The sequence below is a fragment of the Haloprofundus salinisoli genome, from assembly GCF_020097815.1.
Classification (GTDB): Archaea; Halobacteriota; Halobacteria; order Halobacteriales; family Haloferacaceae; genus Haloprofundus; species Haloprofundus salinisoli.
The window spans coordinates 2,942,570-2,966,345 of the sequence record NZ_CP083663.1 but is presented as its reverse complement, the minus strand read 5'-3'; the positions used below and the strand labels follow the sequence as shown (position 1 = coordinate 2,966,345).

General features: G+C 66.5%; 25 protein-coding genes. 4 read left to right on the top strand and 21 right to left on the bottom strand.

The window, feature by feature from the left end; genetic code table 11:
- Window positions 1-96: 96 nt before the first annotated feature.
- From LAQ73_RS15535 to mce, 3 genes are all read right to left on the bottom strand, one after another.
- The gene (locus LAQ73_RS15535; protein ID WP_224269167.1) at window positions 97-1,245 is read right to left on the bottom strand and encodes an acyl-CoA dehydrogenase family protein; all 1,149 of its coding nucleotides are present in this window, start codon (window positions 1,243-1,245) and stop codon (window positions 97-99) included.
- Between the two features lie 191 nt (window positions 1,246-1,436).
- Window positions 1,437-3,392, bottom strand: coding sequence for an o-succinylbenzoate--CoA ligase (gene menE, locus LAQ73_RS15530; protein WP_224269166.1), 1,956 nt, complete (start codon window positions 3,390-3,392; stop codon window positions 1,437-1,439).
- A 126-nt stretch (window positions 3,393-3,518) separates the two neighbouring features.
- Window positions 3,519-3,902 (bottom strand): methylmalonyl-CoA epimerase, encoded by a 384-nt coding sequence (mce, locus tag LAQ73_RS15525; RefSeq protein ID WP_224269165.1) that lies wholly within the window; start codon window positions 3,900-3,902, stop codon window positions 3,519-3,521.
- Between the two features lie 53 nt (window positions 3,903-3,955).
- Here mce and LAQ73_RS15520 point away from each other — a divergent pair, with 53 nt between their 5' ends.
- Complete coding sequence (locus LAQ73_RS15520; RefSeq protein ID WP_224269164.1) at window positions 3,956-4,270, top strand: YbjQ family protein; 315 nt, start codon at window positions 3,956-3,958, stop codon at window positions 4,268-4,270.
- A gap of 32 nt (window positions 4,271-4,302) precedes the next feature.
- Here LAQ73_RS15520 and LAQ73_RS15515 read toward each other — a convergent pair whose 3' ends face one another.
- The gene (locus LAQ73_RS15515; RefSeq protein ID WP_224269163.1) at window positions 4,303-5,133 is read right to left on the bottom strand and encodes an SDR family oxidoreductase; all 831 of its coding nucleotides are present in this window, start codon (window positions 5,131-5,133) and stop codon (window positions 4,303-4,305) included.
- 173 nt (window positions 5,134-5,306) lie between these two features.
- Here LAQ73_RS15515 and LAQ73_RS15510 point away from each other — a divergent pair, with 173 nt between their 5' ends.
- Window positions 5,307-5,813, top strand: coding sequence for an MOSC domain-containing protein (locus LAQ73_RS15510; RefSeq protein ID WP_224269162.1), 507 nt, complete (start codon window positions 5,307-5,309; stop codon window positions 5,811-5,813).
- Window positions 5,814-6,112: 299 nt separating this feature from the next.
- Here LAQ73_RS15510 and LAQ73_RS15505 read toward each other — a convergent pair whose 3' ends face one another.
- The 4 genes from LAQ73_RS15505 to LAQ73_RS15490 form a co-directional block, all read right to left on the bottom strand.
- The gene (locus LAQ73_RS15505) at window positions 6,113-7,351 is read right to left on the bottom strand and encodes a mandelate racemase/muconate lactonizing enzyme family protein (protein ID WP_224269161.1); all 1,239 of its coding nucleotides are present in this window, start codon (window positions 7,349-7,351) and stop codon (window positions 6,113-6,115) included.
- A 310-nt stretch (window positions 7,352-7,661) separates the two neighbouring features.
- Window positions 7,662-8,240 (bottom strand): DUF7344 domain-containing protein, encoded by a 579-nt coding sequence (locus LAQ73_RS15500; RefSeq protein WP_224269160.1) that lies wholly within the window; start codon window positions 8,238-8,240, stop codon window positions 7,662-7,664.
- 234 nt (window positions 8,241-8,474) lie between these two features.
- Window positions 8,475-8,807: a DUF5658 family protein gene (locus tag LAQ73_RS15495; RefSeq protein ID WP_224269159.1), complete on the bottom strand. Its 333-nt coding sequence runs from the start codon at window positions 8,805-8,807 to the stop codon at window positions 8,475-8,477.
- A gap of 215 nt (window positions 8,808-9,022) precedes the next feature.
- The gene (locus LAQ73_RS15490) at window positions 9,023-10,285 is read right to left on the bottom strand and encodes an HAD family hydrolase (protein ID WP_224269158.1); all 1,263 of its coding nucleotides are present in this window, start codon (window positions 10,283-10,285) and stop codon (window positions 9,023-9,025) included.
- A 222-nt stretch (window positions 10,286-10,507) separates the two neighbouring features.
- On the opposite strand from LAQ73_RS15490, the gene LAQ73_RS15485 reads away from it, so the two are divergent.
- Window positions 10,508-12,349, top strand: coding sequence for an MSCRAMM family adhesin SdrC (locus LAQ73_RS15485; RefSeq protein WP_224269157.1), 1,842 nt, complete (start codon window positions 10,508-10,510; stop codon window positions 12,347-12,349).
- A 70-nt stretch (window positions 12,350-12,419) separates the two neighbouring features.
- A complete protein-coding gene (locus LAQ73_RS15480) occupies window positions 12,420-12,866 on the top strand; it encodes a DUF5799 family protein (protein ID WP_224269156.1) in 447 nt (148 codons plus the stop codon).
- Between the two features lie 39 nt (window positions 12,867-12,905).
- Here the strand turns inward: LAQ73_RS15480 and LAQ73_RS15475 are convergent, their stop codons facing one another.
- The 13 genes from LAQ73_RS15475 to ilvC form a co-directional block, all read right to left on the bottom strand.
- On the bottom strand, window positions 12,906-13,055 hold the full coding sequence (locus tag LAQ73_RS15475; protein ID WP_224269155.1) for a DUF7557 family protein: 150 nt from the start codon (window positions 13,053-13,055) through the stop codon (window positions 12,906-12,908).
- 112 nt (window positions 13,056-13,167) lie between these two features.
- Window positions 13,168-13,707, bottom strand: a complete 540-nt coding sequence (locus LAQ73_RS15470) for a PTS fructose transporter subunit IIB (protein ID WP_224269154.1) — start codon at window positions 13,705-13,707, stop codon at window positions 13,168-13,170.
- A complete protein-coding gene (gene ptsP / locus LAQ73_RS15465) occupies window positions 13,704-15,425 on the bottom strand; it encodes a phosphoenolpyruvate--protein phosphotransferase (RefSeq protein ID WP_224269153.1) in 1,722 nt (573 codons plus the stop codon). The genes LAQ73_RS15470 and ptsP overlap by 4 nt, the downstream gene beginning before the upstream one ends.
- Window positions 15,422-15,736, bottom strand: a complete 315-nt coding sequence (gene ptsH1 / locus LAQ73_RS15460) for a phosphocarrier protein HPr (protein WP_224269152.1) — start codon at window positions 15,734-15,736, stop codon at window positions 15,422-15,424. Before ptsH1 ends, ptsP begins: the two co-directional genes overlap by 4 nt.
- Window positions 15,736-16,200, bottom strand: coding sequence for a PTS sugar transporter subunit IIA (locus LAQ73_RS15455; protein ID WP_224269151.1), 465 nt, complete (start codon window positions 16,198-16,200; stop codon window positions 15,736-15,738). Before LAQ73_RS15455 ends, ptsH1 begins: the two co-directional genes overlap by 1 nt.
- Window positions 16,201-16,238: 38 nt before the next feature.
- Window positions 16,239-17,411 (bottom strand): PTS fructose transporter subunit IIC, encoded by a 1,173-nt coding sequence (locus LAQ73_RS15450; protein WP_224269150.1) that lies wholly within the window; start codon window positions 17,409-17,411, stop codon window positions 16,239-16,241.
- Window positions 17,412-17,528: 117 nt separating this feature from the next.
- Window positions 17,529-18,446 carry a 1-phosphofructokinase gene (gene pfkB / locus LAQ73_RS15445; protein WP_224269149.1) on the bottom strand — a complete coding sequence of 306 codons (918 nt, stop codon included), beginning with the start codon at window positions 18,444-18,446 and terminating at the stop codon, window positions 17,529-17,531.
- The gene (gene glpR / locus LAQ73_RS15440; RefSeq protein WP_224269148.1) at window positions 18,443-19,207 is read right to left on the bottom strand and encodes an HTH-type transcriptional regulator GlpR; all 765 of its coding nucleotides are present in this window, start codon (window positions 19,205-19,207) and stop codon (window positions 18,443-18,445) included. Before glpR ends, pfkB begins: the two co-directional genes overlap by 4 nt.
- A 164-nt stretch (window positions 19,208-19,371) precedes the next feature.
- Window positions 19,372-20,352, bottom strand: coding sequence for a 3-isopropylmalate dehydrogenase (leuB, locus tag LAQ73_RS15435; protein WP_224269147.1), 981 nt, complete (start codon window positions 20,350-20,352; stop codon window positions 19,372-19,374).
- A gap of 30 nt (window positions 20,353-20,382) precedes the next feature.
- Window positions 20,383-21,015: a 3-isopropylmalate dehydratase small subunit gene (gene leuD / locus LAQ73_RS15430; RefSeq protein WP_224269146.1), complete on the bottom strand. Its 633-nt coding sequence runs from the start codon at window positions 21,013-21,015 to the stop codon at window positions 20,383-20,385.
- Complete coding sequence (leuC, locus tag LAQ73_RS15425) at window positions 21,012-22,433, bottom strand: 3-isopropylmalate dehydratase large subunit (protein WP_224269145.1); 1,422 nt, start codon at window positions 22,431-22,433, stop codon at window positions 21,012-21,014. The genes leuD and leuC overlap by 4 nt, the downstream gene beginning before the upstream one ends.
- Entirely contained in the window at window positions 22,426-22,713 is a 288-nt protein-coding gene (locus LAQ73_RS15420; RefSeq protein ID WP_224269144.1) for a DUF7989 family protein, read from the bottom strand. The genes leuC and LAQ73_RS15420 overlap by 8 nt, the downstream gene beginning before the upstream one ends.
- Window positions 22,706-23,770, bottom strand: coding sequence for a ketol-acid reductoisomerase (ilvC, locus tag LAQ73_RS15415; protein WP_224269143.1), 1,065 nt, complete (start codon window positions 23,768-23,770; stop codon window positions 22,706-22,708). The genes LAQ73_RS15420 and ilvC overlap by 8 nt, the downstream gene beginning before the upstream one ends.
- Window positions 23,771-23,776: the final 6 nt, after the last annotated feature.

Here is a 23,776-nt window from a genome sequence, read left to right as displayed (position 1 = left end):
CGTCGGTGACGATGAGCGAAAATCCCCCACTCGAATCGGCCGTCAGGCTGTTCGTTGGCGTCGGCAGAGTCGGGCCGCCTCGAACGACATTTTCGTCTACCGCGACTGCCGGTAGATGAGGTTGCGCTGAATCTCGTTCGCGCCCTCGTAGATGACCGGGATACGCACGTCGCGGTAGACGCGGGCGATGCGGCGGTCGGTGAGGATGGAGCGGCCGCCGTGCAGCTGCATCCCGCGCTCGGCGCAGAAGTTGGCGACTTCCGTCGACTTCGTCTTCGTCGCGGCGGCCCAGAAGCCGGCGTCCTCGTTGTCGGCGACTTTCTGCGCGGCGCGCCAGTTGAGCGCGCGGGCGGCCTCGAACTCCATGCGCATGTCCGCGAGGATGTGCTGGACGGCCTGAAACTCCGAGACGTTGCGGCCGAACGCCTCGCGGTCGTGGACGAACGACCACGCTTCCTCGATAGCCGCGGCGGCGAGGCCGAGGCCGTGGCCGCCGACGGCGACGCGGCCGTGGTTGAAGAAGTCCGCGAGCATGTAGAAGCCGCCGCCCTCGGTGCCGACGAGGTTCTCCTCGGGAATCACGCAGTCGTCGAAGACGATGTGGCCCTGTTTGGAGGCGCGCATCCCCATCTTCTCGGGGATGTGCTCGGCCTCGTAGCCGTCGGTGTCGGTCTCGACGATGAACATCGAGTAGTTCGAGTAGCGGTCCTCGGAGTCGCCGGTCTTCGCGTAGACGGTGAGCCAGTCGGCCTCGACGGCGTTGCCGATCCAGTACTTCTCGCCGTTGAGGACGTAGCCCTCGTCGGTCTTCTCGGCGCTCGTCGTCATGCCGGCCATGTCCGACCCGGTGTCGGGTTCGGAGACCGCGAGCCCCGAAATCTGCTCGCACTCGGCGACGGGGCGGAGATACTCCTCCCTCTGCTCTTCACTACCGTAGTGCTCGACGATTTCGCAGCCGAAACTGGCGAGCATGAGCGTCAGACCGATGCCGGCGTCGGCGCGGTAGAACTCCTCGGCCAGCGCGAGCACCTGATACATGTCGAAGCCCTTGCCGCCGTACTCCTCGCCGATGTCCTGGGCGATGAGGCCGGCTTCCTGCCCCGCTTCCAGCACCTCCCACGGGTAGTCGCCCGTCCGGAAGTACTCCTCGGCGTTCGGTTCGATCTGTTCCTCGGCGAACTCCCGGGCCGCCCGCTTGACCTCGCGGGCGTGCTCCGGGACGATGGTGTCGTCTAGAAGGTCCATGGAGACACGTCAGTGGCACGTGGTAAAATAGCTCGTGGAACGGTAACTAACGTGCGTGAGGTTTACTCGGAGAGCGACGACGAGGCGGTTTATTCGCCGACGCTCCAGATTTCGGCGGGTCTCGCGCCGGAGACTAAAGAGAGGACCGAAGTAAACGCAACTCGGGTGGTTTCTCGATGCCCGCGCCGGCGTCACTGGCCGGCGTCCGACGCCTCCCGAGACTCGTCCGCGCTGCCGCCGATTTCTTCGGAGGCTACCTCGTCATCAGCGTCGTTGCTGTCATCACCGGCGTTGCCGTTGTCACCGGTGCTTCCGGCGTCACCGGCACTTCCGGCGTCATGGGTACTTCCGGCGTCATCGGCGTTGCCGTCGCCACCGGCGCTTCCCGCGGCCCTATCGTCACCATCGTCGCTATCGATGCCGGCGGCCTTGTCGTCTGCTTCCGGCGTCTCGTTTCCGTGGGTGACGTCGACCGATTCTGCCTCTTCGACTACTGCATCGTCACCCTCGCGCGCCTCTGTCTCGTCGGCCACCGTCCGGTCGGGTCCACTCGACGCGTCGGTCGCTCTGTCGAGTTCGCGCGCTGGCTCCGCCGACTCGGCGTCCTCGATGCGGACGCCGTCGTCCAATCGGTCCCGGAGCGCCGCCCGGTCGACGGTGCCCGACACCGTCCGCGGCAGTTCGTGGGCGAACTCGACAGTCCGCGGAAGTTTGAACCCCGCGAGTCGCTCACGGCAGAACGATTCGACCTCCTCGGCGGTGAGGCCGGGGTTCTTCGGCACCAGAAGCGCCGCGACCCGTTCGCCCCACTCGTCGTCGGGAACGCCGACGACGGCGGCGTCGGCAACGTCGGGGTGCGAGCGGAGCGTCTCGACGATTTCGCCGGGATCGACGTTCTCGCCGCCGGTGATGATTCGGTCATCGAGGCGGTTGAGCACGTAGACACGACCCTCTGCGTCGCGGTAGCCGACGTCGCCGGTGTGGAGCCCGTTCGGGCCGAACGCCTCGTCGGTCGTCGCCTCGTCGCCGTAGTAGCCCGGCGAGACGGTCGGGCCGTCGACGACCAACTCGCCGACGTCGTTCGGCGGGAGCTCGGTATCGTCTCCGTCGACGACGGTCAGTTGCGTCCAGTACAGCGGTCGGCCGACCGTCCCGGGGTTGTCGAACGCTTCCTGCGGGCGAGCGGTCGCGATCTGAGAGGCCGTCTCGGTCATCCCGTACGTCGGGTGCACCGGAATGGAGTAGTCGCGGCAGCGTTCGACGAGCGACCGCGGGGCCGGCGCACCGCCGAGGAGGACGACCCGCAGCGAGTCGGCCAGCGTCCCGCGCGTGTCGAGCATCTGCGTGAGCATCGTCGGAACGAGCGAGACGCACGTGATGTCGTACTGACCGATGTCGTCGGCGGTCGAACCCGGTTCGTACTCCTCGCGGAGGACGACGGTGATGCCGTACAGCGGCCCGCGCAGGATGGGTCCGATACCGCCCATGTGGTACAGCGAGAGGGGAACTAGCCAGCGGTCGTCCGGGGAGATGCCGAGGTGAAACGCCGAGGCGACGGCGCTCGACAGCACGTTGCCCATCTGGAGAACTACCGCCTTCGGGTCGCCGGTCGTCCCGGAGGTAAAGAGGAGCACCAGCGGGTCCGAACGCTCCCACTCGGCGGGGACGAACCCCTCGGCGGTCACGTCTTTGAACGACGCGACCGAGTCGAACTGCGGTTCGTCGACCGAGACGAGCGGCACCGTTTCGTTCGCGTCGCGTTCTTCGGTCGCATCACCATCACCGTTCGCGGCCCGCTCGACCGCCTCGACGGCCGTCTCCTCCGTCGTCTCGCCGCAGACGAGCGTCGTCAGGTCCGCGTGGTCGATCTGCGGGCCGAGTTCGGCGGCGGTGAGGCGGTCGTTCAGCGGCACGAGCGTCGCACCGAGTCGCATCGAGGCGTGGACGAACAGCACGTACGCCACGCGACTGTCCATGAGAACGCCGAGGTGGTCGCCCGCTTCGACGCCGAGGGCCGCGAGGCGGCCCGCCGTCTCCTCGACGGCGGCGTCGAGTTCGGTGACGGTCCACTCCGCGCCCGAGTCGGCGACGACGACCGCCGTCGCCGTCGGAGACGTCTGTGCCCGGTGCGAGAGCCAATCGCGCATACCTCGGGATGGCAGGCGGAGCACTACTGTCTTTGCATCGGTATCTCTCGGCGGTATCAGCTGTCGTAATCGACTACAGCTCTTAGACGAACACCGTGATGCCGAAAAAGAAAACTCGTCTCTCGCTCAGTGTTCGACGAACTCGACGAGCACGCCGCCGGTCGATTTCGGATGCAGGAAGGCAACCTGATGTCCCCACGCCCCGGGTCGCGGTTCCTCGTCGATGAGTTCGACGCCCGCGTCTCCGGCCGTTTCGAGCGCCGCCTCGATGTCGTCGGTGGCGAGCGCGAAGTGGTGTAAGCCGGGTCCGTTGCTGTCGAGGTACTGCTCAATCGCGCCGCCGGTGTGCGGTTCGAGGAGTTCGAAGTAGCCGTCGTCGAGTTCGAGGAAGACGATAGTCATCCCGTCGAACTCCTCGCGGTGGACCTCCGGGGCGTCGAACAACTGGTCGAACAACTCCGCGAGCGCGTCGGCATCGCGGGTGGCGACGCCTGCATGGTCGAACTGCATACCCGCGCTTCGTCGGGCGAAGAGATAAATCCCCGAACGACAGTTCGGTGCGTATGGAGCTCTCCAACACCGACGAGATCGCGGGCCGCGAGAGTACCGAGTCGCTCGGCGTCGTCCGCGGAAACACCGTTCGCGCCCGGAACATCGGCCGCGACATCACGCAGGGTCTCCGCAACGTGGTCGGCGGCGAACTGAAGGGTTACACCGACCTGATGTCCGACGCCCGCGAGGAGGCGCTCTCCCGGATGGAAGCGGAAGCCGAGGAACTGGGCGCGGACGCCGTCGTCAACGTCCGATTCGTCACCTCGAACATCGCCCAGAACGGCGCGGAGTTGCTGGCGTACGGGACGGCGGTCAAACTCGACTGAACACCGAACGCCGCCCCCGAAGTCGCCCGTCGTTACTTCCCGAACACGCGCGAGACGTCCCGAGCGACGCGCCATCCGGCGTCGCGGGCCCACGGCGGCAGATGTCCCCCGAGGACGAGCGCGCGACCCTGCATTCCAACGGGGTATCGCTCGCGCGGTTTCGGCGCGCTCGCGGCGCGGACGATAGTCTCCGCCGTCTCGTCGGCGTCACCGCCGAGGTCGGCGAGATCAGGCAGCCAGTAGTTGAGCATCCGGTAGAGGTCGGCGTAGCGGCCGCCTTCATCGGCGCGGTCCTCCAACTCCGAGAAGAGGTCGTCGACGAAGCCGGTACCGACGACGCCGGGTTCGACGAGTATCGCGTCGACGCCGAACGGTTCGAGTTCGCCGCGGAGCGCCTCCGTCCACCCCTCGACGGCGAACTTCGAGGCGGTGTAGGCGGCCATCCCCGGCAGCGGGTAGCGCCCGACGACGCTCGACAGGTTCACGACGCGGCCGATTTCGGAGTCGCGGAGGTGCGGGAGCGCGGCCTTCGTCAGGCGGTGCATCCCGACGACGTTCACCTCGAACAGTTCGGCGACGTCCTCGGCCTCGGTCTCCTCGACGGCCCCGACGTGGCCGACGCCGGCGTTGTTGACGAGACAGTCGAGTCGGCCCGCCTCCTTGACGACGTCGTCGACGACCGACCCCGCGTCGACGTCGGTCACGTCGAGGACGGCCGTCTCACAGCCGTCGTCTTCGAGCGGGTTGAGCGCCCCCTCGTCGAGACCCGTCGCGTAGACGGTCCAGTCGGCGTCCGCGAACGCCCGCGCCGCCCGTCGTCCGATACCCTCGTCGCAACCGGTGATGAGTACGACCCGTGTCACGTCTCCCGATACTCTCGTAGAGCACATAAAACGGGGCGGGCGGTGGCACCGCGTGCAACTCGCGTCGGTCGCCTGGGACTGCCGTCGTCGACGTAGGCTGTCCACCGCTCGCCGAGAGTCACCGGCTCGTTCCCGCGACGAATCGCTTTGTCGCTGGAGACGGTACCGAGGGTATGGCCCACGTCAAAACGATTTTCGTCGCCCCCGAGGACAGCGCGCCGATGGAGGAACTCGACAGCGTCGACGCCGTCGAGGGCGGACTCAGCGGTGACCGCTACCAGACCGGCCGCGGCTACTACTCGCCGTACGACGTCTGCGAGGTGACGCTCATCGAAGCAGAGGCCATCGACGAGATACGCGAGGAGTTCGGCCTCGACCTCACCGACGGTCGCCACCGTCGAAACGTCGTCACTCGCGGCGCCGAGGTCCACGACCTGCTGCACACCACGTTCCGCGTCGGTGACGCGCTGCTGCGCGGCACGCGCCCGCGCCCGCCCTGCGCGCACGTCGAACAGGTCGCCGGCGAGGAGGGCGTCGCGCGGGCGCTGAAGAACCGACGCGGCGGTATCTGCGCCGACGTCGTCGAACCGGGGACGATTCGCGCCGGCGACGAACTCGAAGTCGTCGAAGCGGACCCCAGAACGATGGGCCGAAAGATCGTCGAGCGGTTGGGACTCTGAGAGACGCCCGTCCGTAGGCGAACCACAGTCGACCGAAGCGCGGAGGGTCAAGTGTGTCAGAGCTACGCAGACCCCGTATTGACGTCTGCGCAGGATATAGACCTCGAACTGCCCGAAATTAGGCGGCTCGGACGTATCCAAAACGCGGTTTCCCGTCCTACGAGCGCACGGGATGTGGTCAGTACAGTGCGGCCGGCGAAACTCGCGCTTCGTCGAGCACGTGACGGCTCGCGTCACGTGTCCGATGACGCTACTCCTCGTTGAACAGCGCAAATCGAAGATTTGCTGACCCGACGAAGCTACTCCTCGTCGAACAGCTCTTCACCCTCGACCTTGCGCTCTTCGACGACGTCCATGTCGAGCGTCAGGCCGAGGCCGGGCTTTTCGGGTACTTCGATGTAACCGTTCTCGATGACGTCTTCTTCGACCAGGTCCTCCCACCAACCGAGTTCGTAGGAGTGGTACTCCACCGCGAGGGAGTTCGAGATGGCCGCGCCGACGTGCGCGGACGCCATCGTCGCGACGGGCGAGGAGACGTTGTGCATCGCCACCGGGACGTAGTAGGTGTCGGCCATGTCGGCGATTTTCCGCGTCTCGCGCATGCCACCGACCTTCGGCATGTCGGGGGCGATGATATCGACGGCCTGCTCTTCGAGGAGGCGGCGATGGCCGTGCTTGCGGTAGACGTTCTCGCCGGCGGTGATTGGCGTCGAGGTGTACTGGGTCACCTCGCGCTGGACGTCGTGGTTCTCCGGCGGCACGGGGTCTTCGAGCCACCAGACGTCGTAGTCCTCGATGGCTCGCGCGAGGCGCTTGGCGCTACCCGCCGAGAACGTCCAGTGGCAGTCGAAGGCGACGTCGGCGCGGTCCTTCACGCGCTCGGTGACCTTCTCGACGATTTCGGCTTTGTGGCGGATCTCGCCCGGGCGGAGGTGGCGGTTCGCGCGGTCCTTCTCCAGCCCCGAGGGGACGTCGAGGTCGAACTTCAGCGCGTCGTAGCCGAGGTCCTCGACGACGCGTTCGGCCTCGTCGGCGCAGGCCTCGGGGTCGGCCTCCTCCTCGGTGTGGCAGTCGCAGTAGACGCGAACTCTGTCGCGGTACTTCCCGCCGAGCAACTGGTAGGCGGGCACGTCGAGAAGCTTCCCTACGAGGTCGTGCAGCGCGATTTCGATGCCCGAAATCGCCGTGACGGTGACGCCGCCGATGGAGCCCTCGCCGGACATCTTCTGGATGAGATGCTCGGAGATTCGGTCGATGTCGAGCGGATTCTCGCCGACGACGAACTGGGTCATCCGCTGGATGAGTTCGGGGACGCCCGCGCCCCAGTACGCCTCGCCGGTGCCGACGACGCCCGCGTCGGTGTAGACGCGGACGAGCGTCCACGGGAAGTTCCCGTCGATCATCGTCGTCTGAACGTCGGTGATTTCGACGTCACGAGCGCCGCCACGTTCGCCCGTGACACCCATCGTCTCGGCGGAGAGGTCCCGCATCGTGTACTCCGCGTTCGGGTCGTGGAGTTCTGCGTAGTTGCGTGTCATGGTCGGATGTTTACTCGATGTGAAGTAAATGTTTTGAGACCGTCTCAAAGCGTACGGCTGTCGAGAGGCCCATCATCACCTGATTTTGGCTCCGGGAGTAAGAGCGTTCTGCCCGTTCACCTGGTTGCCGATTCTCCGTACGGCGTCGTCGCCGACCCGGACGACGAGATGTACTACGTCGCCACCGATACGCGCGTGTACGCCTACGAACCACCGACGGCCGCCGAGGCGCTCCACTCTCTGACATCGAATTCAAAGGTCGGTGAATCGGATGTCGCTTAGCGCCCGGTGTGGCGGGTCGATGGTGACGTTACTCCGACTGCTGGTGGCGAAGTTCCGGCGGCAACCCGTCGCGGCCGAGCCGCTGCCCCCTGCTGTGGAACGTGTGGACGGCCGCCGACGTGACGATCAGCAGACCCGGAACGAGCGCGCCGACCAGCGCCGGAATTGCGCCGAACGGCGGGAGACCGCCGACGACGGCGCCGGCGAACGAGAGCGAGAACGCACCCAAGAGGAGGTAGTAGACGCTCCACGGGATGTCGTTTCCGGGGACGATCTCCAGGTAGACGTGGAGATTCGATGCTTCCGTCGTCGTCGAGATAATTCCTCGGTCGCGGTCGTACTCGACGACGCCGACATCGTGCATCTTCGGGAGGTGAGACTGCTGTAAGGCGTTGTAGACTCGCCGACGCTCCTCGGAGGTGACCGCGGACGGCGACTGACCCGTCTCCCACGCCGCGACCTGCCGTGAGAGCTCACCGAGTTCGACCGGCGCGTCTTCCTGCAAGAGCGCGTGTATCGCGTATCGCCGCCGCCGATTACTCAGTGTCTCGAACGCGTCCTCGCGTGAGAGTGAGTACTCCCCCTCGTCTACTTTGGAGACACGCATCGCAGAGTAGTCAATTGTGATGATATTTAAAATCTCCTACTGAAATAATCTGAGATAGACCCGACGTACACAGCCGGACATCCAGGCACCGTATTCCGCATCAGCCGATGCCTCTGGCGGGAGAGAGCGTTGCGTTTCGGTCCGAACGATATGGACGGTGTTCGTCCCTCAGTGGTCCAGTGCGAATCCGCCGATTCGGTGCGCCTCAAGAGCGGTCGGTTGACGCTTCGACCGTTATCCAATCATCAAGCGGACGTTGTAGACGGTCGTGAACACGCCGACGGCGGTCAACACCAGCGGCGGCGCGTAGTACCAGAGTCTGTCACCGTCCCGTGCGGCGTCGATACTGAGCGCGAGACACGCGAAGAACGCGACCAGTTTCAGCCCGACGAGGCCGCTCTGGCCGAACTGGGCGACGGCCCACCGGAGGACCGGATTCCCCTCGATGACGGTCGGACTGTAGCCCATGAGCGCGATGGTGGTGACGGTGTCGCCGACGCCGTAGCCGAGCGCGGCGAGAAACCAGAGGTTCGTGAACTCCCCTTCGTCGAACGGCGTCTCCGCCAACGAGAGTCGGTCGCTAAGGGCGGATATCGACCTCGAGGGGAGTAACCGCATCGTTCCGATAGAATACGTATTAAATATATAGTATTTACGTTAAACGAGAGTGTTCAACGCTCGGTACCGACGGTTCGGCTCAACTCGGCGCAAAGTCGTTCGAGGTCGTTCGAGGTCGTTCGAGGCGCGCAAAACGTTCGAGAGAGGGCTGCTGTCGACACGCCTCATCCGAGCTTCGCCAGCAGGTTGAGAACGTAAATCGTCTCCAACATCGCTGCCGACTTCCCGCGGTCGAACACGAGTTCGTCGGTGTCCATCACGTGCGCGAGCACGTCGCGCGAGGAGTGGTCCGGAGCGGCGGCGAGTCCGGCGTCGTTGTCGGCTGTCCACTGCATCACTCTGAGGTCGGACTTGCTGTCGCCCATCACGACGACGAACGGCTCGTCGACGCCGAGCACGTCCAGTGCGGACTCGACGCCCGCGGCCTTGTTGAGTTCGAGCGACCCGACCTCGGCGGCGTCGGCGTGGTAGTACGCCACGTCGATGCGGTCGAAGCGCTCGGAGGCGGCCGACGGAACGTCTCCGAGCGACACCTCGGGGGCGGCGTGCTCCGATTCGAGCACCTCGCGGATTTCGTTGTCCGCGTCCGCGTAGTACGCCCGCGCCCACGACGGGCCGCGTTCTGGCCTCTCGAACTCGTTATCGTCTTCGTCCAGCGAGTTGACGACCGCTTCGCCGACCAGGTCGAGCAGGTAGACGAGTCCCTCGTCGATGACCGCGGCGGCTCTCTGACTCCCCGTCTCGAAGTTCGGCTTGAGCGTGACGTTGAACTCGTTGCCCTGGAGGTGGACCGACCGCCGGAGGTCGTCGGGGGCGTCGGGCAACACCCGCGAGCGAATCTCGCCGAACACCGACTGAATCTCGGGGTCGAGGCTCTCGTACAGCAGTCGTTTGGTGTCGGAGCCGTGACCGGGCGTGAACACGCCGGTTCCGGCCTCGTAGACGATGCTCACGTCGCCGGAGTGGACGAGTTCGTTGCCGAGCCCCTGAATCGCGAACCCCTTGACGTTCTCCAAGGTCTGACCGGTACAGATGACGATGGGGACGTCAGCCTCGTGGAACTCGGTGAGCATGTGCAGCGCGTCGCGCGGGATCTCGTTGTCGGTGCGCCCCGCCGAGCGGAGCGTCTCGTCGACGTCCAACACGAGCGCGTTCACCGCTCGGTCGTACTTCGAGTGCAGGTCCAACGCGGTGAACGCCTGCTCTCGGGTCGCGCGCGCGGCGACTTCGGCGTACGTCGCGCCCATCGCGAACGCCGAACGAATCTCGTCTTTTCGCTCCTCCAGTTCGTCGTTGGCCTCTTGCCAGTGGTCGAGTGCGACGCGCGAGTCGACCGGCGGGAAGACGTCGACGAAGTCCTGATACTCCCGCAGCGTCTTCGTGTCGAACTCGTCGTATAGCCGATACAGCAGGTCGTACCGCTCCATGGTTCGAGAGGGTGCGCCGGCGTGATAAACGCGGCGACGAAACGCCGCCGTTGGCGGGGTAGGCGGTGCATTCCTCCGCTCAGGCTGTCCCAGAATTCCAGAATAACTGTCATTACAAACCCGCCTCTTCGTGTTGGTCGAGTCGACCATGCAATACCCGGCAACTGGAGAGGGTGCGCACGGCGGCGACGCGAGCGCACCGATTCGTTTGCGGAGGCGTCGATGAGTTCACGACTACGTGCGGGCTTTACGGTGTTCGTGACGGTACTGGTGGTTCTCGGTGCGTTCGCGCCGATGGCCGTCAGTGCGCACGGGACGGACTCGGAGTCAGACGTACCGACGATTTCCGGACGGCTCGTCTCGGCGGACGGCGGGTCGCTATCCGGTGACGATATCGAAGTCATGCTCTCGGACGAAGAGGGTCCGGTTGGCTCTACGAACGTCACGACCGGAGACGACGGACAGTTCACGTTCGAATCGAACTCGACGGCATCGCACCAGCTCGCGTACTACCAGCGGGCCGAAGACGGGTCGTACGGGCCGCGTGACGGTGTCGTCGACCTCTATACCCTCGGTGAGGTCGGTCCCAACGAGGAGACCGACTTCGGTGACATCGAGCTTCCGGAGGGCCACGTTTTGGACATCCAGGTCGTCGACGAGGACGGAGAGCCCGTCGAAGACGCGTCCGTCCGAGTGTACCACGACCGACCGGAGGTACAAGAGGGATGGTCGCTCTTCGAGAAGACGAACGCCGAGGGCATGTTCGACTCGCCGGAGGAACCGAGCGGCGTCGAAGTCGCTGGCGACGTCTTGGTGTACGTCGAAGGACCGGACGGTCTGGCCACGAGCGAACAGTCGCTCACCGTGACCGAGGACCGAACGCTCACAGTCACACTCGACACTCCGACGACCATCAGCGGTCGCCTCGTGACCGAGGACGGTGAGCCGATTACGAATCGGGTCGTACACCACGACTACTGGGACGAATCAGCGAGAGACTACTCGTCGGTTCGGACCGACGAAGACGGCCACTTCACCGTCGCCGGTGTGGCCGACGCCCGAAACCAGCTCACGTTCTTCCAGTCGGACGGGAACAGCGAAATCATCTCGGGGGGTCACGAGGCGGTCGACATCTACACGTTCGATAATCGAGATCTCACGGAACGCTCCGAGGACGTTGACTTGGGCGACGTGGTGATTCCCGAGGGTCACGCGCTGGAGGTGAAGGTGGTCAACGAGGACGGTAATCCGGTCGAAAACGCCATCGTCGACTGGTATCACAACGTGGACTGTATCGACTGCTCGGCGTGGATTCAGCAACTGACCGATAGCGATGGTCGGGTCAGCGGTGAACTCACCGGCGACATCAAAATCGGGGTCTTCGCGAGAGAGAGCGTAACTGGGTTCGACTCCGAACTCGTCTGGAAGAACGTCACGGTCACCGAAGACCGCAGCGTCACGGTCGTGCTCGAATCGCCGGGCGGCGAGACCGACGACGACCGAACTGACGAGTCCGCCGGCGACGAACAGAGTGGCGACAATCAGTCTGCAGACTCGGGAGGAGACAACCAATCCGACGAAAGTGATACCGAGACTGACGACCAGTCTGTAGACGACTCCGACGACACCGCAAACGCACCGTCGGGCGACAGCAGCACTCCGCCGCAGACGGACGACGCTGACGACGAAACGAACGGCGCTGGACCGGGTTCGAGCGACGCCCAGAGCGAGAACGTAGACGAGACGACGACCACGCCGCCGCCAACGACGACGCCTCCGACCGACGGGAACGAGACGACCGAGACGGAGAACACGACCACGACCACCGTCGCAACCGAGACGGCGACGCCCCAGACGGAGACGACGACTTCGGAACCCGACTCGCTGGTGCAGACCACTGCGGCAACGCCGGATAAGGCGCTCACGGAGACAGCTACCCCGACGGCAGACGCGGAGACCGACGCCAACAGTCCGACGACCGAGACGACGTTCCCCGGGTTCGGACCGCACGCTGCGCTTCTCGCGGCACTGACTGCCGGCCTGCTACTCGCGCGGCGGCGCTGACCGGGCGCACGGATTTTCCCTCGTCCGTCGGGACACAACGCTGATACTCGCGGTGTGCTAATCGTTCGATATGCAGAACTGGACCGACAGCATCGTCGGCGAGCGGATGACCGTCGACAGAGAGTTCAACCAGCGGATTCGGGACTCGGCGCTCACGAGCCAGGAGTGGGGGCTCATCATGACTGCCACCGAGTTCGAGATCGAGAACGCCGACGACTCCGAGAACGCCCGCATCGTCGCTAACACCGAGAAAGTACCGCAGATACTGCCCGAACTGGAGAACGTCCGTTCGCAGATGCAGTCGATGGGCGGCGCGCCCGAGCGGAGCAACCGCGGCGGTGGCGGCGGCATCTTCGACTCGATAAAGGGGGCGCTCGGCCTCGGCGGGAGCGGCGGCGTCAATCAGGACGAACTCGAACGCGCCGAGCGACTCACCCAGGAGTACGCCGACGAGCTGCAGTCGCATCTCGAACGGAAGGGAAAGTGGCAGCAGGTTCGCGTCGCCTATCAGGAGTGAGCGACGCGAGAGCGCGCGACCGAAGACGAGGGACCGTCGTCAGACCTCGTCGCCGCCGTGAAACAGCGTCAGTTCGCCCGCTTCGTAGATGTTGATAAGTTCGGTGATGATCTCGTCGTACTCCTCGTCCTCCTCGCGGAGGCTGTCGAGTCGGCTGACGGTTTCGTCGTCGAGGTGTATCTCCGGCATGGTCGAATCTTCACGGGCCACGCTCTTAAGCACCGACCACGCATCCGACGCGCTCGGCAAGAGCGCGAGCGCTCCTCGCGGTCCGCGGCTACGACGGCGAAAACGTCGCGCCTCAGGAGAACAGTCGCTTCAGACGGGCGAACAGACCCTTGTTCGGGTCGCCGCCGATCTGGTCCGGGTTCGGCGCGTCCGCCTGCACCGTCCCGTCCGGACGGTCGGTCGTCGCTGCGGTGCTCTCCTCTCTCGCGCCGGCGCTCGTCGCCGCACTCGCGTCGGTACCGGCGGTGTCGGTGTCGACGCTCGATTCGCCGGCTTCGGCCGCCCCTCCCTCGGGCGCTTCCTCCTCGACGCCCGCGGTCGCCCGCGCCTCCTCAATGAGTCCCTCGGGGTCGTTGACGGCGTCTTTGATGGTCCCCTTCACCAGCGGTTTCTCCGCGAATCGGTCGCGGTTGACCGAGGTGTCGGCGGCGATGATGACGGCGTCGGCCTCCCGAATCTCGGCCGCGGTGAGTTCGTTCTCCGCGCCCATCGCCCCCTGAATCTCGACTTTGATCTCGTGGCCGAGTCGTTCTGCGGTCTGTTCTAAGTTCTCCGCGCCCATCTGACTGTGCGCGATTCCGGTCGGACAGGACGTGACTGCGACGAGTTTCATGGTTCTGGGTTCTCCGTAGTGTCGGTTATCAGTCGTTCTACTTCACGTTTCGTGCTAGCACGGAGCGTTCGCTCCGCGAGCGCCGACGCCGATTCGCGTTCGGTCGCCGCGACGTTCGCCTTCACGTCGGGGATGGTGACGGCGCTCATGCTCAGTTCGTCGAGCCCGAGGCCGACGAGTAGTTCGGTGAGGGTGGGGTCGCCCGCCATCTCTCCGCACATGCCGACCCAGGCGTCGGTCCCCTCCGCTCCTTCGACGGTCCGCGCGATGGCGCGGAGCACCGGCGGGTACCGCGGGTCGTGCAGTTCCGAGACGCGTTCGTTCCCCCGAGAGGCGGCCATGACGTACTGTGTGAGGTCGTTCGTCCCGATAGAGAGAAAGTCCGCGCGGGCGGCGAACTCGTCGGCCATGAACGCCGCCGACGGCGTCTCTATCATCAGTCCGAACTCCGGAGTCTCGTTGTCGATTCCCTCGGCGTCGAGGTCGGCGGCGACCGATTCGACCGTCTCGCGTGCGGACTCGAACTCCTCGACGGTGGCGACCATCGGCACCATCACCGCCAGGTCGCCCGCGCCGTCTGCGGCCGCCCGAAGGAGCGCGCGCAGTTGCGTCTCGAAGAGGGCGGCGTCGACGCCGAGCGAGCGCCGGATGCCACGTTCGCCGAGGAACGGGTTCTCCTCCTCTGGCAGTTCGAGGTAGGGGATAGGTTTGTCGCCGCCGACGTCGAGCGTCCGGACGACGACCCGACCGTCGGGGAAGGCGTCCAGCGCCTCGACGTACGTCTCGTACTGCTCCTCCTCGTCCGGCGGCGACTCGCGTTCGAGAAAGAGGAACTCGGTCCGGTAGAGGCCGATACCGTCGGCACCCTGTTCGACCGTGCCTTCCAGTTCGGCGGGTTGGCCGACGTTCGCCGCCACCTCGACGGGTTCGCCGTCGGCCGTCGCCACCGGTTCGTGGCGAACCTCCGCGCGGTCGGACTCGGCGGCCGCCGCGCGCGTCACCTCGCTCGGGTCGAGAATCACGTCGCCGGTGTCGCCGTCGACGACGACATCGGTGCCTTCCTCGACGGCGAACAGGTCATCGCCGACGCCGACGACCGCGGGGAGCGCGAGCGACCGCGCGAAGATGGCGGCGTGCGACGTTCTTCCTCCTGTGGCGGTGACGAACCCCGAGACGACCTCGGGGTCGAGCTGCGCCGTGTCGCTCGGGGTGAGCCGCTCGGCGAAGACGACGCTCCCCTCGGGCAGCGCCGAGAGGTCGGTCCGCTCGCCGCCGACGAGCAGGCGGACGAGCCGGTCGCGGATGTCGCGGAGGTCGTCGGCGCGCTCGGCCATCCGGCCCTCCATCCCCTCGAACTGCTCGATGGGGCCGGCGAAGCCCTCGCGGACGGCGTGCTCGGCCGGAAGCCCGGTCGCGAGCGCGTCGTCGACTGCGCTGTCTATCTGCGGGTCGTCGAGGAACTGGAGGTGCGCGTCGAACACGGCAGCCTCCTCGTCGCCGACGCGTTCGCGGGCGCGTTCGCGTTCGGTCTCCAACTCCTCGCGGGCGGCGTCTCTGGCGTCCTCGAAGCGTTCGCGCTCGGCGCCGGCGTCGACCTCGTTCGGTTCCGGCGGGTCGTCGAGTTCGAGCGCCTCGCCGGGGCGGTACCAGACGACGGTTCCGACACCCGACAACGGCGTCGCACCGACGCCGGACAGCGTTCGTTCGCTCGCGGTCACTCCTCGTCGCCCCCGCCGTTCTCGCCGTCTCCTTCGCCGCTCTCGCCGGATTCGGGCGTCGTGAGCACTTCTTCGAGCGCGTCGAGCGCCGCCTCGGCGTCGTCGCCCTCCGCGACGAGTCGCACCTCGTCGCCGTGGGCTGCGCCGAGGCTCGTCACCGAGAGCATGCTGGCGGCGTTCACCGGGCCGCCGTCGCCGTCTACCTTCTCGATGGTCACTTCGGCGTCGTGTTCGTTCGCCGTCTGCACGAACTGCGAGGCGGGGCGGGCGTGTAGCCCCGCCTCCGGAACGATAGTGACGATTCGCTCCATCACGCCATCGCCTCCTTCATCACCGACTGGATGTCTCCGGGCGTCTCGGCGTCGTAGAGACCCTTGCGCACCTCGTCGTGCATGAGCGAACGCGAGAGGGTACTCAGGATAGTGAGATGCTCGTCTTCGCCGCTCTCGGGGACGAGAATCATGAACACGAGATGCGCCGGTTCGTCGTCCATCGACGCGAAGTCGACGCCCGCCTCCGAGCGCGTGAACGCCACCGACGGTCGACTGACGGCGTCGGTCTTCGCGTGCGGGATGCCGATTCCCTTTCCGACTCCCGTGGTCGTCTCCTCCTCGCGTTGGAATAGCGCCGAGAGCGCGGCGTCTCGGTCCTCGACGCGTCCGGCGTCGGCGACGACGTCGAGGAGGTACTCGATGCACGCCTCCTTCTCCGCCGGCGGGTCGTCGAGCGAAATCAGTTCGGTCGGCATCAGTCGGTCGATGTCGTTTGGGTCCATTGTAGTGTGTACGGGGCGCAGCGAAAGTTTAGTTTCGGTTAGTCGGAGGTCTGTGCGGTGCCGTCCAGTTGCTCCGTCGACTGCTGGAGGTCGGCGACGGTCGTCTCGAAGTCCGGTTTGATAACCGTCGCGATGACGGCGGTGACGAGCGCGCCGAGTCCGATACAGCCGAGGAACAGCAGCGGGCTGTTCGACAGCGGGACGACGAAGATACCGCCGTGAGGCGCGCGGACGGTGATGCCCAGCGCCATCGACGCTGCGCCGGCGACGGCGCTGCCGGCGATGGCGCTCGGGATGACGCGGAGCGGGTCGGCCGCGGCGTACGGAATCGCGCCCTCGGTGATGAACGAGAGTCCGAGCGGGACGGCGCTCTTGGCGTTCTCGTACATCTCGGCGGTGTACTTCTGCGGGGCGACGAAGTTCGACAGCGCGAGTCCCAGCGGCGGAGTCATCCCCGCGATCATCACGGCGGCCATCGGCGCGTAGATACCCTCGCTGATGAGGCCGACCGAGAACACGTAGGCGACCTTGTTCACCGGACCGCCCATGTCGACCGCCATCATCCCGCCGAGAATCGCCCCCACGAAGAGCGCCTGCCCGCCCTGCATCCCTTCGAGCGTCGCCGTCAACGCCGCGTTGGCGATGGCGACCGGGACGCCGAGGACGAAGATGATGACCGGCGCGAGCACGGCCATCGTCGCCACCGGGATGATGAGCACCGGCATCATCGGGTCGAGGACGCTCGGCACGTTACGTCGCTTGAACCACCGCGCGACGTAGCCGGCGAGAAAGCCCGCGACGAGCGCACCGAGGTAGCCCGCGCCCGCCTCGCCGCCGCCGAGTCCCGTCACCTGCCCCGCCGCCTGCAACACCTCCCCCTGTTGGATGAGATACGACAACAGAAAGCCGGGCGCTAACCCGGGTCTGTCGGCGATGGCGTAGGCGATGTACGCGCCGAGGATGGGCACCATGATGGTGAGCCCGGCGGTGCCCACTTGGGCGAGGAACCACCCCGCGGACCCGGTGGCGTCGAAGACGTTCTCGACCGTCGCGCCGGTGCCGGGCAGCGACGCGACGGCGTACCCCAGCGCCAGAAAGATGCCACCGATGGTGACGAACGGAATCATGAACGATACGCCGGTCATCAGGTCCTCTTTGACCGAGGTGATGTGCGAACGAAGCGCGCGTTCTGTGGAGTCTCGTGCTGACATGGCTCTTACCCTCACGATTGTTACTGTAACTGTTCAAAAATAGTTTCGGATAGGTTCGTTTGCTTTTGTTATAGTTCGAGATAATCACTCGGCGACAGCGTCGCCGCGGATCGGCGTTCACAGTCGGCTGAGAGAGACGCGTTCCGTTCGCTCCGAAACATCCGCGAACGGCGGGACTCGGGTTCCCGAGACGGCGACGACCGCCGCCGCGACGGCGATTCCGGTTTTGAGCGCTTCCGGTTCAGAAGCGCCGACAGCGAACGCCGACAGCACGCCCGACAGCAACGCGTCGCCCGCCCCGACGGTATCGACGACCGATGTCTCCAGCGCCGACGCGTGGTACGCCCCGTCGTCGGAGACGAGGATCGCCCCGTCGTCGCCGAGCGAGGCGACGACGCGCTCGTAGCGTCCGTTTCGCCCGTCCCGAAGCCGTTCGGCCGCGTCGAGACACTGTTCGACGGTGTCGACCGGCGCGTCAGCGGCGACGGCGAGTTCTTCGCGGTTCGGCTTGCAGAGCGCGTAGTCGGCGTCCAGCCGACGGAGCAGCGGACCGTCGACGTCGACGACGGTGTCCCAAGCGCCGGCGTCGGCGATGCGGTCGACCGTCTCCGGACCCGTCCCCGGCGGGAGGCTCCCGGCGACGACCACCGTCTCGGGGTCGTGTCGGACGACGGCGTCGACGGCGGCGTCGACGGCCGACGCGGACACCTCGGGACCGTTCTGGTTCACTTTGAACTCGCCGTTCGGCGCGAGAACCGTCGTGTTGAGCCGGGTCACGCCGTCGATTTCGACGAAATCGGTTGCGAGGTCGGCGTCGCGGAGTCTCCGTTCGAGAAACGCGCCGAACGACTCGCCGAGAAACCCCGTCGCGAGCGTCTCCGTCCCCAGCGCGTCGAGGTACTTCGAGACGTTGATGCCCTTCCCGCCGGGGTCGTACCGCGCGGCGTCGGTGCGGGTCACCCGCTCGGGTTCCAGCGGTTCGTCGACGGTGAGCGTGTGGTCCAGCGCGGGGTTCGGCGTCACCGTGAGAATCACGCCGACACCACCTCCAGCGCGAGGCCGGCGGCGTCGAACGCGTCGCGGGCCTCAGTGGGGACGTCGCCCGCGGTGACGAACAGGTCCACGTCCGGGAGGTCGGCGAACTGCACGAAACTTCGCTTGCCGACTTTCGTCGCGTCGGCGACGAGGACGACCCGCTCGGCCCGTTCGACCATCAGTTCCTTCATCCGGGCTTCGTCCTCGTTCGGCGTCGTCAGCCCCGACTCCGGCGAGACGCCGTTCGTCCCCAGAAAGAGTACGTCGAAGTTCGTTCGGTTCATGAACGACTCCGCCGTCGGCCCGACGAGCGCGCGAGTCCGCTCGCGGAGCGTGCCGCCGGTGAGTTTCACCTCGGTCTCGGACTCGCCGAGTTCGACGGCCAACCGCGGCGCGTTCGTCACCGCTAGAAACGACCGGTCGGGCGACGTCCGGCGCGCCACCTCCATCGTCGTCGTCCCCGCGTCGAAGAACGCGACCTGCCCGTCGACGAGTTCCTCGGCGGCACGCTTCCCGATGGCGACCTTCTGTTCGAGGTTCTGCACCTCCCGCTGGTCGTACGTCTGCTCGCGGCCGACCGTCGTCGCCGGGACCGCGCCGCCGTGCGAGCGCTCGACCATTCCCTTCTCCTCGAGCTGGCGCAGGTCCCGGCGTATCGTCGCCTTCGAGAACTCCAGCGTCGACGCCAGCGCTTCGACCGACCGTCCGTCCGATTCGGTCACCAGTTCGACGATTCTCCGTTTTCGCTCCGCGGGTAGCATCTCGGGGTCCCTCCCGTTTGTGACTGTTTTTCTTCGAGCATAATTGTTTATGTGTATTCTCGCTCGGCTACGCGGGGTGGCGGCTTCGGGTCGACGATGAGAGATGCCAAAAACCGCGGCGCGCGTCGCTGCGTTCCACGTCGTCGCGTTCTCCGTTGCGACGTTCAGAGTCGCTCGACGACGGCGCTCGTCACGTCCTCCGTGGACGCGTCGCCGCCGAGGTCCGGCGTCCGGGGGCCGTCTTCGAGGACGGACTCGACCGCCGAGCGGACGTTTCGCCCGGCCTCGTCGTGGCCGAGGTGTTCGAGCAACATCGCCGCCGAGAACAGCGTCGCCGCCGGGTTGGCGACCTCCTCGCCCGCGATGTCGGGGGCGGTGCCGTGGACCGGTTCGAAGAGCGCCCGCTCGGGGCCGACGTTCGCCGACGGGAGAAGTCCGAGGCCGCCGACGAGCCCGGCGGCGAGGTCCGAGAGCACGTCGCCCGCCAGGTTGGGGCAGACGACGACGCCGAACTGCGTCGGGTCGAGACAGACCCGCGTGGCGAACGCGTCCATCAGCACCTCGTCGGTGTCGACGCCGCGCTCGTCGGCGACCGAGAGCACGGCCTCGCGGAAGCGACCGTCGGTCTCGCGCATCACGTTCGCTTTGTGTGCGACCGTGAATCCGCCGGCGTCCTCTCCCGCGGAAACGAACTCGCAGGCGTACTCCGCGAGTCGTCGCGACGCGGAGTCGGTGACGACTCTGGTGAGCGTCGAGAGGTCGTCGCTGAGGCGGTTCTCGTGGCCCGAGTAGACGCCCTCGGTGTTCTCGCGGAGGAAGACGAGGTCCGTCTCGGGACGGAGCGCGTCGACGCCGGGGTACGCTTTCGCCGGGCGGACGTTGACGAACGAGTCCACCGCGCGGCGAAGCGGGAGAATGACGTCCGCCGCCGTCTCGCCGGCCGCACCGAACAGCGTCGCGTCCGCGGAGGCGACGAGGTCGTACGTTCCCTCGGGCAGCGCTTCGCCCGTATCCGCCTTCACCCGGTCGCCGGCCTCGGCCTCGACGAACTCGAACTCGCCGACTTCGTCGAGCACGCGGACGGCCGCCGGAACGACCTCCTGACCGATGCCGTCGCCGGGGATGACGGCGATTTCGTCGGTCATCGTCGGGCCTCCTCGTCTGACTTCGCCGTCTCAGTCATCGCTCTCCACGTACGGCAGCGACTCGGCCGTCTCCCGTACGGCGTTTCTGTTCGATTTCATCAGCGCCGTCGTGTCCCAGACGCCCTCGACGAGCGCCTTCCGTTGGGCGTCGTCGACCTCGACGTCGACGGTGGTGTCGCCGTAGGTGACGGTCTCGGCTTCGACGTCGACGTCGAGGTCGCCGTCGGGGTGCTCGTCGACCCACGCCTGTAGTTCCTCTACGGTCTCCGAATCGGCGGTGACCGTCGGGATGCCGAGCGCGAGGCAGTTGCCCGCGAAGATTTCGGCGAACGACTCGCCGACGAGGGCGTCGATGCCCCAGCGCATCAGCGCCTGCGGGGCGTGCTCGCGGGAAGAGCCGCAGCCGAAGTTGGCGTTGACGACCAGCACCGAGGAGTCGCGGAAGCGGTCCTCGTTGAACGGGTGCTCCTTCGGGTCGTCGTCGTCGCCGAACCGCTGGTCGAAAAAGGAGAACTGACCGAGGCCGTCGAACGTGACGACCTTCATGAAGCGCGCCGGGATTATCTGGTCGGTGTCGATGTCGTTGCCCCGGACGGGGACGCCCGTGCCGGAGACGTGCCGGACGGTGTCGGCGGGGCCGCCGTTCTCCTCGCCGGCGCTCATACCGTCGTCACCTCCGAGAGGTTCCGCACGTCGGTTACTCTCCCTTCGAGCGCCGCCGCCGCGACCATCTGCGGGTTCATCAGCACGGTGCGACCGTCCTTCGACCCCTGTCGTCCGATGAAGTTCCGGTTCGACGAGGAGGCACAGGCCTCGTCGCCCTCCAGTTGGTCCTCGTTCATGCCGAGACACATCGAACAGCCGGCGTTGCGCCAGTCGAAGCCGGCCTCGCGGAACACGTCCGCCAGCCCTTCCTTCTCCGCTTGCTCCTGCACGCGCTGGCTGCCGGGGACGACCATCGCGCGGACGTCCGGATGGACCTGTCGCCCCTCAACGATCTTCGCCGCACGGCGCAGGTCGGGCAGGCGGGCGTTCGTACACGAGCCGAGGAAGGCGACGTCGATCTCGTAGCCCTCCATCGTGTCGCCGGGTTCGACGCCCATGTGTTCCTGCGACATTCTCGCGGTGTCCTGCTTCTCCTCGGGGAGTTCTTCGGGTGCGGGAATCGGCTGGGTGACGCCGACGCCCTGGCCGGGCGTGGTGCCCCACGTGACGACCGGTTCGAGTTCGTCGCCGTCGATGACGACCACGTCGTCGTACTCGGCGTCGTCGTCGGAGCGAATCGACTCCCAGTACGGCTTCAGTTGCTCGAACTTCTCGGGATCGTCCGCGAACTCGTCGGTTTCGGCGAGCCACTCGTAGGTGGTCTCGTCGGGGTTGACGTAGCCCGCGCGCGCGCCGCCCTCGATGGACATGTTGCAGATGCTCATCCGCCCCTCCATGTCGAGGTTCTCGACGGCCTCGCCGGCGTACTCGTACACGTAGCCGACGCCGCCGTCGGTGCCGAGGCGGCGGATGACTTCGAGGATGACGTCCTTGGCCTCGACGCCCTCCGACAGCTCGCCGGTGACCTCTATCTTCCGTACCTTCTGTTTCTCCATCGCCACGCAGCCGGTGGCGAGCACGTCTCGAATCTGGCTCGTGCCGATGCCGAAGGCGAGCGCACCGAACGCGCCGTGCGTCGAGGTGTGGCTGTCGCCGCAGACGATGGTCTTGCCGGGCTGGGTGATACCCTGCTCCGGCCCGATGACGTGGACGATACCCTGGTCGCCGGTGGTCGGGTCCGAAAAGTCGATCCCGGCTTCGCGGACGTTCTCCTCCAGTTCGGCCATCATCTCCTCGGCGGCGTCGTCGCCGTAGGGCCGCGACTGGTCCGCCGTGGGGACGATGTGGTCCACCGTTGCGTGGGTGAGTTCGGGGTAGGCGACCTCCATGTCGCGCTCGCGCAGCATGCCGAACGCCTGCGGACTCGTCACCTCGTGGATGAGGTGGAGGCCGACGAACAGCTGCGTCTGTCCGGTCGGCAGTTCGGCGACGGCGTGGCGGTCCCACACTCTGTCGTACAGCGTGCCCTCACTCATCTACCGGCTCACCCTCGCTCCGTCGCGCGTCGCGTACGGTCTGCCGTTCGTTGCCGCCGCGCGCCCACACCTCCGAGACGTCCTCGCCGTGTCGGGGCGTGTGGTCTACGTCGCGCATGGCGTTGCCTCGATGGCCCGCTCCACCATCCGCCATCGCCGGGCCCCGCTGGAACACCGCGCCGAACGTCTCGTGGGTGGTCGGGTGCGTGTGGCTCACGTCGGCCATCGTCTGTCTCTCGTCTCCGCGCTCTCGTCCGCCTCGTTGATTTCGCTCAGTCATCTGCTGTCACCCGCGATTTCTCGTCCTCGTCCTCGTCGGTCGTCTCGCCCTGTTCCTCGTCGGCCCACGCGAACAGCCCGCGCAGTTCCTCGCCGACCGCCTCGATGTCGTGGTTCTTCTCGGCCTCGCGGAGCTGCTGGTAGCTCGGGCGTCCGGCCTGGTTCTCGACGATCCACTCACGGGCGAACGTCCCGTTCTGGACCTGTTCGAGCACTGCTTCCATCTGCTCGCGGGCGTGGTCGTCGACGACCACGTCGCCGCGAGTCAAGCCGCCGAACTCGGCGGTGTCGGAGACCGAGTCCCACATCCCGCCGAGTCCGTCCTCGTACATCAGGTCGACGATGAGTTTGAGCTCGTTCAGACACTCGAAGTACGCCATCTCGGGGCTATAGCCCGCGTCGACGAGCGTCTCGTAGCCCGTCTTCACGAGCGAGGTGACACCGCCGCAGAGGACGGCCTGCTCGCCGAAGAGGTCGGTCTCGGTCTCCTCGCGGAACGTCGTCTCGACGACGCCCGCGCGGGTGCAGCCGATGGCCCTCGCGTACGCCAGCGCCTCGCCTTTCGCGTCGCCGGTCGTGTCCTGGTAGACGGCGACGAGACCCGGCGTCCCCTGGTCGGCCTGATAGTTGCGGCGGACGAGGTGGCCCGGGGACTTCGGCGCGACCATCGTCACGTCGATGTCCTCGGAGGGCTGAATCTGGTTGTAGTGGATGTTGAATCCGTGGGCGAACTGCAGCGTGTCGCCGGGTTCGAGTTCGTCCTCGATGGCCTCGTACACCGACGGCTGGACGGTGTCGGGTACGAGTACGGAGACGATGTCGGCGGCGGCGGCCGCCTCCACGGGCGTCGCCACCTCCAGGCCGTCGTCCTCGGCGGCGGCGCGGGAGGCGGAACCCTCGCGCAGGCCGACGACCACGTCGACCCCGCTGTCGGCGAGGTTCTGCGCGTGGGCGTGACCCTGACTGCCGTAGCCCAGTACGGCGACCGTCTTGTCGTCGAGGTACGTTGCGTCTGCGTCGTCGTCGTAGTAGATCGTCGCGTTGAGTTCGTCTGTCATGGTTGG